Raw genomic sequence first — 13,984 nt, forward strand, 5'->3', positions numbered from 1 at the left:
CTTTAAGAATCAAAAAAACAAAGTCTATAACCCCTTCCCTACAGCTGGGGATAATTTCACGAATATCGACTGATGGGGACCTAATTCAAATGCCAGTTGATGTTTAACTAATCCTAGATCCTCTTTGGCCCACAAATCCCTAGCCTTCATAGGTTCCATACATCCTAGATCTTTTAAAGAAACAGAAACAACTGATCGTTTTTCACTAATGTTAAACATGGCGACAAATTGATTTCCTTCAGCATCCTGTGAAGTCCAAACGACATGATCATTCTCCCGATATACTTGCCGTGCTCCGTAGCCATTTTGATGAACGTGTAATACTTCTTCATTTGTTAAAAGAGAAAGCGTCCACTCGTCATTATCTCTTAATTCACCGCCAAACATCAGCGGAGATCGAAAAATTATCCATAACGTCATCATCGTACGCTGTTCATCTTTGGTAAATCGGGTCATACGGTCGGTACCACCGCCATCTACCGAACGAATGCCAATATGACCTAATGGCAGCATATCCGCATCGGGCCAATGCCCTGGACCAACAAGCTTGCACCATTTATAGCATCGCTCAAACATATCATAAAGCAATTCCCATCGATCCCAGAAATCATCAGTCATTCGCCACATATTCGCATTTTCCACAAACAACGTAGCATGATCAAGTGGAGCTGGTCCAGGCGACAGGCTAAGAACCATAGGGCGTCCGCAGCGATCAATTGCCTTACGAATCATTTTGATTTCTTCCGTATGGGTACCATAAAGTTTTGATGCAGCAATATCATCGACTTTTACAAAATCGACTCCCCATTGCGCATAAAGCTGAAATAAGGAATCGTAATAAGCCTGAGCTCCTTCTTTTCGATGGTCTACTCCATACATATCAGTGTTCCAAGGACAAATTGAGTTCGTATCCGCAATATCGCGTGCACCTACATTTGTCCCCAAAATTGGCGTATTTTGATGAACAGCTTGACGTGGAATTCCCCGCATAATATGGATGCCAAACTTTAATCCAAGATTGTGGATGTAATCGGCCAATGGTTTAAATCCCTTTCCTCCCTTGGTTGATGGAAATCGATTTACCGCCGGCATTAAACGTGAATATTCATCCATTTCTAATGGGACAAACGGACGGTAAATCGACGAATTGGCGCCGGGTTCATACCACTGAATATCGACCACAACATATTCCCATCCAAATGGTTTTAAGTATTTTGCCATATATTCCGCATTCCCTTTTACTTCATCTTCCGTAACTGACGCCCCGTAACAATCCCAGCTATTCCATCCCATTGGCGGAGTTTTTGCCCACTGATAGTGATGCATACTTGTATCTCCTCTCTGCACATCCTTATTAGATAAGAGGACATGAGCCCTCCCCTCAAGTCAGCCCATGTCCCTGATGTCACGTCATATTACGGATCTGCACGTGAAATCTTACCGCCCCCGCCAAAACACTTCGTTCCATTTCAGTTCATTTTTGAAGGACGGGACGGACGTATGTTCATTGATCACGACGCATTCAATGCCGGCCATTTCCGCAAAGTCCTGCAGTTGTTCTGTTGTAACCGCAAATGAGAAGCACGTATGGTGGGCGCCGCCAGCCAAAATCCATGCTTCGGCCGAGTCGCGGAGCGATGGGCGCGGTTTCCATAGAATGCGCGCAACAGGCAGTTTCGGCATCTCATGTTCTGGTTTCACTGCATCGACTTCATTGACAATTAGACGGAACCGGTGCCCTAAGTCGATCAATGAGGCGTTGACCGCCGGTCCTTCTCCCCCGTCAAAGACCAAACGAGCTGGATCTTCTTTTCCACCGATGGAAAGCGGATGGACTTCGATGCGCGGCCGGGTTGCAGCGATCGTCGGGCATACTTCGAGCATATGCGCGCCAAGAATCATTTCGTTGCCCGGCTCAAAGTGGTACGTGTAATCTTCCATAAACGACGTCCCTTTGCCATCGGCCATGACTTTCATCAGCCGGACAAGTGCGGCTGTTTTCCAGTCTCCCTCGCCGCCAAAGCCATATCCCTCCGCCATGAGCCGCTGAACGGCGAGTCCTGGGAGTTGTTTCATGCCATGCAAATCCTCGAACGTCGTCGTAAAGGCGGTGAAGTTCCCGTCTTGCAAAAAGGCTTTTAACCCAAGTTCAATCCGCGCCTGTTCGCGGATCGACTCGCGAACGGGCCCTTCTTGGCGGCCTGCGGGTACAATGTCATACATCTCCGCATATTCATCAAGCAGTTCGTTGACTTTTTGTTCGGAAACATCGCGGATATATTGCACCAAATCCCCGATGCCATAGCCGTTGACCGACCAGCCGAATTGAATTTGCGCTCCGACTTTGTCCCCTTCTGTTACCGCCACTTCGCGCATGTTGTCGCCGAAACGGGCGACTTTGAGATTGCGGCTTTCCGCAAAGGCGACGGCCGTCCGCATCCATTTCGCCAGCCGCTCGCGGACACTCGGGTCTTCCCAATGCCCGACGATCACTTTCCGGGCCACGCCCATTCTCGCGCCGATAAATCCGTATTCCCGATCGCCGTGAGCCGATTGGTTTAAGTTCATAAAGTCCATGTCGATGCTGTCCCACGGAATATCACGGTTAAATTGGGTGTGAAGATGCAATAACGGTTTTCGCAGCTCCAAAAGGCCGCCAATCCACATCTTCGCCGGCGAGAATGTATGCATCCATGTGATAACCCCGGCGCATTGTTCGCTCGCATTCGCCTCAAGGCACACCTTCCGGATTTCCTCTGGCGTTGTGACAACTGATTTGAAAACGAGCGGGAACGGGAACACTGAATCTTGATTCAGTTCGTTGACAATCGTCCTTGAATGCTCTTTCACTTGCTTTAATGCTTCTTCCCCGTACAAATGTTGGCTTCCCGTTACAAACCAAAATTCATAAGGCCGTAATGACAACATAATGACTCCTCCCCATTTACGATAAAGTCACCAATTCTTTTGCTGCCCGTGCGGTTTCTTTCCAATGCTTGAGCCGTTTCATGACATCGTTTTCCCCACGGCCGAAGTAGTCATGCAACTTCGTATATTCTTGGTACAACTGCTCGTACATCGCGACATTCTCCGGAATCGGTTTGAACGTCTCTTCACGCACTTTTCCCATGTTTCGCGCCGCCTCAACGATTGATTCATAACCACCGTTCTCTTTGCCGGCCGCGACCGCCGCGAACATGGCAGCCCCCACTGCCGGGGTTTGCTTCGACGCCGCGATTTTGATCTCGCGGTTGGTCACATCGGCATAAATTTGCATGAGCAGCTTATTTTTTTGCGGCAATCCGCCGCATGCATACAATTCGTCAACGTTGACACCGTTTTCAACAAACGCATCAATAATTTTGCGCGTGCCAAAGGCCGTGGCTTCAAGCAGGGCGCGGTAAATCTCTTCTGGTTTTGTCAACAGTGTGTATCCGACGATGAGCCCTGTTAAATCGGTATCAACCAATACGGAGCGATTGCCGTTCCACCAGTCCAACGCAAGCAACCCGGTTTCCCCCGGCCGATAGGCGGCGGCTCGCTTCTCAAGCCATTCATGAACGCTGACGCCTTCTTTTTCAGCTGCTTCTTTGACATAAGCCGGAACGCCTTGTTCGACATACCAAGCAAAAATGTCCCCCACCGCCGATTGGCCGGCTTCGTAACCGAAATATCCGGGAATGATGCCGTCTTCCACAACGCCGCACATGCCTTCGACGTATTTTTCTTCTGTGCCCAGCAGCATATGGCAAATCGAGGTTCCCATCGCCATCACCAGTTTGCCTGGCTCGACGACTCCGACGCCTGGTACGGCCGCATGGGCATCGACATTTCCGACGGCGACAGCTGTTCCCGGAAGGAGGCCCGTCATAGCGGCCATTTCGTTCGTCAGCACGCCTGCTCTCGTACCAAGCGGAACGATCGGGCCGCGCAGTTTCGTTTCTGTTAAGTGTTCTAGCCGCGGGTCGAGCGCCCGGAAAAACTCCTTGCTTGGATAGCCGTCCTGTTTATGCCAAATGGACTTATAGCCCGCCGCACAGCTATTCCGGACGATATTCCCAGTCATTTTGAAAATGACCCAGTCAGTCGCCTCCAGAAAAAGGTCAGTTTGCTCATAAATCTCCGTGTCTTCGTTTAAAATCTGCCAAATTTTCGCAATCATCCATTCGGATGAAATTTTTCCGCCGTATCTCGGCAAAAATGCTTCGCCTCGTTTGGCCGCAATTTCATTGAGCAAGTTCGCCTCATCTTGAGCGGCATGGTGCTTCCACAATTTCACCCAACTGTGCGGACGGCTCTTGAATTCTGGCTTTAGACAAAGCGGCTCGCCAGAAGCATCAACCGGCAGCATCGTGCAAGCCGTGAAATCGATCCCCACCCCGATGACATCAGACGGACTCACTCCAGACTTTTGCAAAACGGCCGGGACTGCAGTCGCCAACACTTCGATATAATCACCAGGGTGTTGCAGCGCCCAGTCTGGCTCGAGTTGTACGTTCGATTCTGGCAATACTTCATCAATAACTCCGTGGGGGTACGGAGTGACATGGTCCGCAATTTCGTTTCCTTCTAGATCAACGAGAACGGCTCGTCCCGATTCGGTGCCATAGTCAATGCCAATGACATACTTTTTCCCCATCTCGGTCTCCCTCCCTTTACTGCCCATAGTAAGCGTTTGCGCCATGCTTGCGCAAATAGTGGCGATCAAGCAGCGTTTGGCTGATCGGCTGTGCATTTGGATTGAGCATGTACGTTCTTGCCGCCATTTTCGCTACTTCTTCCAAGACAACGGCATTATGAACCGCGTTCGCTGGATCTTTCCCCCAAGCAAACGGGCCATGGCCGTGCACCAAAACACCTGGCATTTGCAACGGGTCGAGAAAGCGGAACGTTTCCGTAATGACCTTTCCAGTCTCTAGTTCATAGGCTCCCTGAATTTCTTCATTGGTCATTGGACGGGTGCACGGAATTTCCCCATAGAAATAGTCTGCGTGTGTCGTTCCTAATGCCGGAATTCCTTTTCCGGCCTGCGCCCAAACAGTCGCCCAAGTCGAGTGGGTATGAACAATTCCCCCGATTTCCGGAAATTGTTTATACAACCAAAGATGGGTAGGAGTGTCCGACGACGGTTTTAAGCCCCCTTCCACCACATTTCCATTTAAATCCACGACCACCATATCATCAATGGTCAACTTGTCATACGCCACCCCGCTTGGCTTAATGACAACCAACCCGCGCTCCCGGTCAATCCCGCTCACATTTCCCCACGTAAACGTCACGAGGCGGTATTGCGGGAGCTGCAGGTTGGCCTCTAATACGGCTTGTTTCAATTCCTCAAGCATCAGCCTCCACTCCCTCTATGAAAAAACTCCTCACCTCCATTATATTATTGTACGTACAATTTTTCTATAACTTTTTTGATACCTCGTACATTTTTTAAATTTCCTTTGTTGAGTTACGGACAATTAGCTCTGGCCGATAAATGATATCGCCAATTTTATCGACTGATCGTTGTTCGATCATTTGAATGAGCATCTCAGCCGCTTGAACGCCCATTTCTGTTTTTGGATGGCGGATGGTGGTCAGCTTCACTTCTGTCGCTGTCGCAAACGTCGAGTCATCAAACCCTACAATCGAAAGATCATCGGGGACTGACAGCCCTTGTTGGCGAATGACTTCAAGAAGCAAAATCGCCAGCTCATCGTTGTAGCACACAAAGGCTGTCGGGCGCTCCTCTTTCGGCCGCTGCAAAAACTCCCGCGCCACCTCAAGCGGCTTTGTCCATTTCTCCTCTGTTGCGTAGGAAAGAAGATACTCCGTGGCCACAGGCACCTCGTGTTGCTGATGGGCGCGAATAAAGCCGCGCAAACGATCCACCCCTTGCAAATCGTCAGTTTTAAAGAAACCGGCAATTCGGCGATGCCCTAAACGAATGAGATGATCGGTCAATAAAAATCCTCCCTGCTCATCGTCCATTTTCACGCATGGACAGCTCACTTCCAAATAACGGGCGTTAATCATAACGTACGGGATGTGAAGGTTGTTGAGCGACAAGTAATAGCCAAGGTTCGGATTCCCTTGCGCACTTTTGGTCGGCTCGATGATCAGCCCGCTCAACGGCTCCCGGATCATCTCCTCAAGCTGTTCTTTCTCTCTCTGTTTGTCGTTATTCGTGCTGGCAAGCAAAAGACGGTATCCTTTTTCCCGCAGCGTCTCCTCCGCTCCTCGGACGATATGGGGAAAAATATAATCGGAAATATAGGTCGTTACGATTCCGATCGTTTTCGTATCCACCTGTTCTTTCGGCTTCGGTCGGGACACAAATGTGCCGCTCCCTTGGATTTTGTACAGCCATCCTTCCTTCTCGAGTTCCCCGAGCGCTTGCCGAACGGTATGTCGGCTTAGTTGAAACTGGTTGGCGATCTCATGCTCGGTCGGAATTTTCTCATCCGGCTTCATTTGTCCGGAAATGATCCAAGATAAAATTTCTTGTTTTAATTGCAGATATTTCGGCAGCGTTTTCTCCTTCATAGTCCACCTCAATGATAAAATAATGAGATACAAATTAATTTTATTATAGCAGTTTTTATTTGTCCGTATCTATTTCTCCAATTTCAACAACATTTCATCCACAAAATTCACTGGATTAGACAGCAGGACAACCCTATTCTCTTACTTTCTTCTAAAATGTATCAAAGGAATTAGCTAAAATAATTAGGGTGTTTAGTGCAAAATGAAAGTACAGAGTTCTGCAACAAAAAAGTGCAGAGCTTCATGGCATAAAAAAAAAAGGCTTGCCAGCTCCTAAAATACCCTCTACTGTTTAAGGTTGTGAAGAACAAAACAGTGGAGGTAATGAAAGGATGCTAGCAATGCCTGAAATTCATCATATCAAACATTTGCGTGAAAAGAAAGGGTTATCGCTTTCCGAAATTGTCCGCAGGACGGGATTTAACTGGAGAACAGTCAAGAAATATGCGGATGGAGACATTTCGGTCAGACAAAAAATAAAGAGAAAACGGGGAATGATGGAGGAAGAAGGATACGGTCAAATCATTGATGACTGGCTGGAGGAGGACGCCAAACTGCCAAGAAAACAACGGCGGACAAGCAAGAAGATGTACGAACAATTAAAGCAGGAACATGGCTTTAAAGGGTCTTATCGAACGGTTTGCGCCTACGTTCAAAAACGAAGACCTCAGCTTAAGCTGGAGAAGGAACAGCGTTACGAGAGGCTGGAACACCCTCCGGGGGAAGCGCAGGTGGATTTCGGCACCATGTCCGTTGTGACGAAGGAGGGAAAAGAGGAAGACCGATCAATTCTGATTTTGAGCTTTCCGTACAGCAACGCCGCGTATGCGTATCCATTGCCGGCGGAAAACAGCGAATGTTTTCTTTACGGGCTCACTCAGCTGTTTCGCCAAGCCGGAGGCGTCCCGAGAAAACTGCGCATCGACAATTTGGCGGCGGCGGTGGTTTCGATCCGAAAAGGAGGCGAACGTCAATATACTGAAGCATTTGAGCGATTCCGGCTTCATTACCGGTTTGACGTACAGGCATGCAATCCGTATAGCGGACACGAAAAAGGGAATGTCGAACGGAAAGTTTACTATACTCGTCAACGCTGCTTTGTCCCTGCTCCGTTGATCGAGGGGGACGAAGAACTGGCGGAGTGGCTGCATCACAAGATGATCGAAGATCGAGCCCGCCCCCACTACGAAAAAGGGAGAACCATTGAGGAATTATGGCAGGAAGAACAAAAGGAGTTGCTTGTCCTGCCGGAGAGAGATCTCCCGATCTTCTCCTTCCACCACGCTAATGTCAATAAATACGGGGAAGTAACGGTGGATGGGGAGGCGTTTGTGGTTCATGGGATCCCGGTTCCCAACCGTGTCCTTGTCAAAAAGGAATGGGATCGTTTCATGGTTTTGTCCCAGGAAGGGGAGGTGTACCTGGAAGCGCCAAGGCCGTACACGAAAAAGCAACGGGAGCTCCCTTGGAAGGACATTTTGGCGGAATGGGCGCAAAAGCCCCGGGTGGTGGAGTATTCGCGGTTTCGAGTTTACTTGCCGGAGGCCATTAGGAAATACTTCATGGAACAACCGAAACAGACGGCATCACGCATTCGAGGGGTGCAGAAGCTGCTGGACCGGTACACCGTCTATGAGATCGCCCAGTGGCTTGACAAGTATCAACGGTGGGATTTGGCTCCCCATGAGATCGGGGTGTTGATGGAGGCGAAGCGTTCGGAGTATCCCGCGAAATGGGAAGAAGCCTATACCCCTTCCGTTTTAGTCGACTATGAAACCGATTTACATGTGTATGATCAACGTCTTTGTCCGTCAAGGGAAGGGGGAAGCCGGGCATGAAGATGGATTTAAAAGAGATTTGTAAAGCCCTGCATTTGGCGTACATCGCGGATCGATTCGAGGAGGTGGCCTACGAGACCAAGGAACAGTTTTTGCGTGATGTGTTGGCGTTGGAGCTGTCGTTCCGTCAGAAAGCAAAACAGGCTCGATTGATCAAGAAGGCGAAGTTCCGGGAGTTGAAATGGCTCAAAGATTACGAATGGTCGGATCAGATTCATTGGCCGACCACGACCTCGAAGGAAGAACTTTGCGACCTTCGCTTTTTGGAGCAAAAACAGAACGTCCTGCTTTTAGGTTCGCCGGGAACAGGAAAAACCCATCTCGCCACCGCATTAGGATTAAAAGCGTGTGAACGGGGCCATGAAGTTCGGTTTTTCCGTGTCGCCGATCTTGTCGCCCAGCTCGAAGAGGCGTTAAAAGACGGCATCCTCGGACGGCTCAAACGGCAAATCGACACATGCGAGCTGTTGATTTTGGACGAACTCGGCTATGTACCTTTCCAAAAGCAGGGATCGGAACTGCTGTTTCACATCATTGCCGATTGTTATGAACGAAAAAGTGTCATCGTGACATCGAATTTAGAGTTTGGACAGTGGAATCGAGTGTTTGGGGACAACCGCCTGACGGCAGCGCTGGTGGATCGTTTGGTCCATCACGCCCACATTCTCGCGTTTACGGGAGAGAGCTACCGCTTACGGCACGCGCTTTCTGCCGTTCAGTCGCTCCCTTCTCACTCGGTTGAAAGGTAAATTCATTGAGCCGGCAAGCCTATGTATTTTTTCTTGCAATTCTCTGCACTTTTTGCTTGCAAAAAACAAATTAGGGGCTTTTTTGCACAAAAAATCCCTTCTTCATCGGGGATTAGAGAGAACTCCCCTAATGAAAAAGGGACGGAGACAAACAACGAACTACTCTAACTCTTCAATCATCAACATCACCGCATCCCGCAAATCCTTGTACGACCAACTCGGGAAAGTCGGCCGCTGAACAGCAAGCTCGTGCGAGGCGGGAAGGTGGACAAAGCCAGCCTGCACGGATAAATTTTCAGTACTTACTTTATGCAAGACAGAATACATGACATGGTTGCACAAATACGTTCCCGCTGTATTAGAGATTTGCGCAGGATAACCCCGCTCATTCAAGACGTTGACAAGTCGGCGGATCGGCAAGGTCGAGAAATAGGCCGCAGGCCCATCTTCGACAATCAGATCATCTTGCACCCGCATGCCGCGATTATCCGGCCCTCCGTCTTGACAATTGATCGCCACTCGTTCTGGGGTGATTTTTGTACGCTCGGCGGCGAGGCCGAGAGACATGACGACATCGGGTTGGATTTGTTCTAAGTACTCTAAGCAACACAAGGATGACTGTGAAAAGTCGACCGGAAGAACACGGCCATAAACCCAATATTTTCCTATTCCCTTTCCGTCCAATTCCCTTACAATTCGTTCCGTTGGATTAATGGGAAATTCCAAAAAAGGTTCAAAGCCCGTCAATAAAAGCTTTTTCATTGAATTTTCCTCCCAACGCTAAACGTTGCTGTTTAAATAGTAGAAAAACAAATAAGTCAAAGATATGAATAGACAACCCGTGCCTGTGCCAAGCAAAACCGTTTTGATGCGAGTTGTTATTCGACTTTTCCAATCGTTCAGCCAAATATCGTTTGTCAACTTCTCTTCTTCGCGAATCAACATCTTTGGTTTCGGCACGATCCATCGATACAATCGCTGGAAACCTTCGAAAAACGGACGGAAAAAGCCGGTCTGATAGATAAACAAAGCCGCTCCTGCCACCAATAAAACAAGGCCCAACAAAAAGCAATCGTTAACGAAAACAAGCATGCTCGTCTCATCATAAAACTGTTTCACGCATAACAAAACAATGACCGTACAAAAACTAGCCATAAAGTACGGCGTCATGATCCCCCTCCTCATGGAGTAAAAGGGAAGAATTATCCATAATCAGGATAATTCTTCCCCTTCTTTATCCTACTCTGCTACTTTTTTCGCCCAGCGCACGTCCGGATAACGGTTGACGGGATAGACAATATCTTTAAAATTCGGCGATGTTAAATAATTTTGCGAATAGAAATAAACAGGGATAAACGGCAGATCCGTCATTAGTACTTTTTCCGCTTCATGGAGGAGTTCATATCGTTTTTGGTCATCTTGTTCCACTTTCGCTTTCGCCATCAAATCATCAAATCGCTTGTTTACCCAGTTCGTGCGGTTGTTCGGGCTGTCGCCTAAGTAGTAATCCAAAATCACTGTCGGATCAACAAACACACCGATCCAACCCATGCGGGCCATTTGGAAATTGGATTGCTGTGTCGTTTCCAAGTATGTTTTCCATTCTTGGTTGGCCAGTTTCACTTTCACGCCAAGGTTCGTTTTCAACATTTCTTGAACAGCTTCAGCAATTTTTTTATGGTTCTCGGCGGTATTATACATTAGCGTGACTTCTGGAAGCTTTGTCCATCCTTCTTCCTTCATACCTTCTTCCAATAACTGTTTCGCTTCTTTGACGTTCTCTTCAAAATAAGAACCGCCCACTTCTCGGAAATCGCCTTTCGGAGTATTGACACCGTATGGTACGAAGGCATAAGCCGGTTTTTCACCAGATTTGGTAATATTTTTGACAATTGCCTCCCGATCAATGGCCATGGCAAAAGCGCGGCGAATTTTTGCGTTCGTAAACGGTGGTTTGTCTACATTCAGCATAAACATATACGTACCAAAGTATGGAGTGATTTTAAACTCCTTATTATTTTTTTCTTGGTCAATGACGTCAGTCGGCAAGGTGTCAATTAAGTCAAGCTCCCCTGTTTTATACATTTGATAGTATGTCGTCGCATCATTGACCATCTTCCATGTTACCTTTTGCATATTAATTTGATCTTTGTTCCAATAATGTTCATTCTTTTCGATGACAACTTCACTATTATGCTTCCATTCTGTCAAACGATAAGCCCCGTTGCTTACATATCCTTTTGCGTCCGCTGCCCATTTCGGGTTCGATTCAACGAGAGATTTTTTCACTGGATAAAATGTCCACATGGTCAGCAATTTATCAAAATATCCCAACGGTGCTTTTAATTCCACTTGGAATGTTTTGTCATCCAACGCCTTAATCCCTACCTGATCCGCGCTTCCCTTTCCTTTGTTATATTCTTCGGCCCCCTTGATGTAATACATATAAAAAGCGAACGGGCTCCCTGTCTTCGGATCAAGCACACGTTTCCAAGCGTATTCAAAGTCATAGGCCGTGACTGGATCACCGTCAGACCATTTTGCATCCTCACGAATCGTAAACGTATACGTTTTTCCATCTTCTGATATTTTTACATCACTTGCGGCTCCTAATACAGGCTCTCCTTTTTGATTTTTCGTATACAATCCTTCAAATAGGTGGTCGATCACCCATCCCGACGTCGTATCCGATGCGATTGCAGGGTCTAAGCTAGGCGGCTCAGTCTTTGCATTCAACGTAATTTCCTGCTTAATATTCTTGGCCGCCTCACTTCCTTCATTTGACGGCGTTTCATTGCTGCAAGCGACAAGCGCCGTTGAAACGAATAGCAACAACACCAATACAGTTAGAAGACTTCTTTTCATCCTTGATTGATCCTCCCTTGAATATTTTTACTGATGATATAAATGACAAGCTGTCCAATGGTTTTTTCTGACTTCCTTCCAAGCTGGCTCCTCTTCCTTGCAAATATCCATGGCATATGGGCATCGCGTCCGAAATCTGCAGCCACTTGGCGGGTTGACGGGACTCGGCGGATCCCCGGATAGAACAATTCTTTCCCTTTTTCTCGCCAATCTTGGGCTAGGGATCGGTATAGCTGACAAAAGCGCCTGCGTGTAAGGATGCAACGGTTCTTCAAACAGCTCGGAACTCGTTGCAATTTCCATCATCTTGCCAAGGTACATCACCCCTATCCGATCGCTAATATGTTTGACCATCCCTAAATCATGGGCAATAAACAAATAGGTTAAATTTCCCTCTTGCTTTAAATCATCCAGCAAGTTCACGACTTGCGCTTGAATCGACACGTCCAAAGCCGAGATTGGCTCATCGGCAACAATAAATTTCGGTTTAACCGCCAACGCACGGGCAATGCCAATTCTTTGCCTCTGCCCCCCGCTAAACTCATGGGGGAACCGCTGTGCATGTTCCGGATGTAATCCTACTTTTTCAAGAAGAGCGTACACCATCTCCTGCCGTTCTTTTCCTTTCGCTAACTGATGGGCATCAATACCTTCCGCAATAATATCGCCAACCCTCATCCGCGGATTCAACGACGCATGAGGATCTTGGAAAATCATCTGCATTTCCCGGTTCAACCTTTTCCTTGTCGATCGGTCCAAATCACCCGCCAACTCATGGCCGTCAAAACGAATCGTGCCAGAAGTCGGAGCATGGAGGCCTACAATCATCTTCCCTAACGTCGATTTTCCACTTCCACTTTCTCCCACTAATCCAAATGTTTCCCCTTTGCGAATCGAAAACGAAATGTCATCGACCGATTTTACCGTTTGATTCGGGCCAATCCGAAAATATTTTTTTACGTTCTCCACCTGCAAAATCTCTTCGGACATTCACTGCTCCCTCCCCGTTGCAACCAGTGGTTCCACCTTTGGAGCTCTCGGATCATTCAGCCAGCATCTCGCTGTATGTCCTTCGGAAATAACGAACTCCTGAGGGCTTTTTTTAACACAAATTTCCATTGCATATTGGCAACGCGGAGCAAACGGACAGCCTTTTGGCGGTGAAAAAAGGTCGGGAGGTGCCCCTTCGATCGGCACTAAACGTCTTTTTTCCTTTTCGTGCAAATTCGGAATCGATTGCAACAGCCCCCATGTATACGGATGTTTGGGGTTTTCAAATATATCGAAAACATCCCCCGTTTCCACGACCGTCCCGCCATACATAACGATCACCCGTTGCGCCATTTCGGCCACTACTCCTAAATCATGGGTAATTAAAATGATCGACGTGCCCATCTTTTGCTGCAGCTCTTTCATTAAATGGAGAATTTGCGCTTGGATCGTTACGTCCAATGCCGTCGTCGGTTCATCAGCAATAAGTAGTTTGGGATTGCAGGCTAAAGCGATCGCAATCACTACTCTCTGCCTCATTCCGCCGCTGAACTCATGGGGATATTGGTGATATCTTTCTTCCGCGTTCGGAATCCCTACTAGCCTCAACAGATCGACTGCCTTTTGTTTCGCCTCGATCTTTGATAGTTTTTGATGCTTCCGCATCCCTTCTGCAATCTGTTTGCCGATCTTCATCGTTGGGTTTAATGAAGTCATTGGATCTTGGAAAACCATCCCAATTTCTGAACCTTTTAATTTTCGCATGTCTTTTTTGGATAAATGAGTGAGATCTCTTCCGTTGAAGAGAATTTTTCCTTCTTTAATATTTTTTCTTGGAATTAACCCCATAATAGTTTGCACGGTCACGGTCTTGCCGCTCCCGCTCTCCCCGACAATAGCAACCACTTCTCCTTGATCAATGTAAAACGAAACATCTCGAACGGCTTGCACTTCCCCACCGTAGATCGGGAATATCACTTTTAAATGTTCTACTTCCAATAGATGGCCCAT

At 47.6% G+C, this 13,984-nt stretch carries 12 protein-coding genes; 2 read left to right on the forward strand and 10 right to left on the reverse strand.

The annotated features are described in order from the left end of the window. Positions 1-24: 24 nt before the first annotated feature. The 5 genes from GYMC52_RS09480 to GYMC52_RS09500 all read right to left on the reverse strand — a co-directional run bounded on the left by GYMC52_RS09480 (position 25) and on the right by GYMC52_RS09500 (position 6,531). Entirely contained in the window at positions 25-1,326 is a 1,302-nt protein-coding gene (locus GYMC52_RS09480; protein ID WP_013523910.1) for a glycoside hydrolase family 27 protein, read from the reverse strand. A gap of 111 nt (positions 1,327-1,437) precedes the next feature. Next, the gene (gene araA, locus GYMC52_RS09485) at positions 1,438-2,928 is read right to left on the reverse strand and encodes an L-arabinose isomerase (protein WP_013523911.1); all 1,491 of its coding nucleotides are present in this window, start codon (positions 2,926-2,928) and stop codon (positions 1,438-1,440) included. Between the two features lie 16 nt (positions 2,929-2,944). Next, positions 2,945-4,639 (reverse strand): ribulokinase, encoded by a 1,695-nt coding sequence (locus GYMC52_RS09490; protein ID WP_013523912.1) that lies wholly within the window; start codon positions 4,637-4,639, stop codon positions 2,945-2,947. Between the two features lie 16 nt (positions 4,640-4,655). Further along, entirely contained in the window at positions 4,656-5,342 is a 687-nt protein-coding gene (araD, locus tag GYMC52_RS09495; RefSeq protein WP_013523913.1) for an L-ribulose-5-phosphate 4-epimerase, read from the reverse strand. A 94-nt stretch (positions 5,343-5,436) separates the two neighbouring features. Beyond that, positions 5,437-6,531, reverse strand: a complete 1,095-nt coding sequence (locus GYMC52_RS09500) for a GntR family transcriptional regulator (RefSeq protein ID WP_013523914.1) — start codon at positions 6,529-6,531, stop codon at positions 5,437-5,439. A 332-nt stretch (positions 6,532-6,863) separates the two neighbouring features. Here GYMC52_RS09500 and istA point away from each other — a divergent pair, with 332 nt between their 5' ends. Continuing rightward, positions 6,864-8,369 carry an IS21 family transposase gene (istA, locus tag GYMC52_RS09505; protein ID WP_013523915.1) on the forward strand — a complete coding sequence of 502 codons (1,506 nt, stop codon included), beginning with the start codon at positions 6,864-6,866 and terminating at the stop codon, positions 8,367-8,369. Continuing rightward, positions 8,366-9,118, forward strand: a complete 753-nt coding sequence (istB, locus tag GYMC52_RS09510) for an IS21-like element helper ATPase IstB (protein WP_013523916.1) — start codon at positions 8,366-8,368, stop codon at positions 9,116-9,118. The genes istA and istB overlap by 4 nt, the downstream gene beginning before the upstream one ends. Before the next feature lie 159 nt (positions 9,119-9,277). Here the strand turns inward: istB and GYMC52_RS09515 are convergent, their stop codons facing one another. From GYMC52_RS09515 to GYMC52_RS09535, 5 genes are all read right to left on the reverse strand, one after another. After that, entirely contained in the window at positions 9,278-9,880 is a 603-nt protein-coding gene (locus tag GYMC52_RS09515; RefSeq protein ID WP_013523917.1) for a pyroglutamyl-peptidase I, read from the reverse strand. Positions 9,881-9,898: 18 nt separating this feature from the next. Continuing rightward, positions 9,899-10,288 carry a DUF3899 domain-containing protein gene (locus GYMC52_RS09520; protein ID WP_013523918.1) on the reverse strand — a complete coding sequence of 130 codons (390 nt, stop codon included), beginning with the start codon at positions 10,286-10,288 and terminating at the stop codon, positions 9,899-9,901. Positions 10,289-10,357: 69 nt separating this feature from the next. Next, positions 10,358-11,983, reverse strand: a complete 1,626-nt coding sequence (locus GYMC52_RS09525) for a peptide ABC transporter substrate-binding protein (RefSeq protein ID WP_013523919.1) — start codon at positions 11,981-11,983, stop codon at positions 10,358-10,360. 27 nt (positions 11,984-12,010) lie between these two features. After that, positions 12,011-12,973, reverse strand: coding sequence for an ABC transporter ATP-binding protein (locus GYMC52_RS09530; protein ID WP_013523920.1), 963 nt, complete (start codon positions 12,971-12,973; stop codon positions 12,011-12,013). Next, positions 12,974-13,984, reverse strand: coding sequence for an ABC transporter ATP-binding protein (locus GYMC52_RS09535; protein WP_013523921.1), 1,011 nt, complete (start codon positions 13,982-13,984; stop codon positions 12,974-12,976). It lies immediately after the preceding gene.

Origin of the sequence: Geobacillus sp. Y412MC52, from assembly GCF_000174795.2 — a bacterium.
Taxonomy (GTDB): Bacteria; Bacillota; Bacilli; order Bacillales; family Anoxybacillaceae; genus Geobacillus; species Geobacillus thermoleovorans.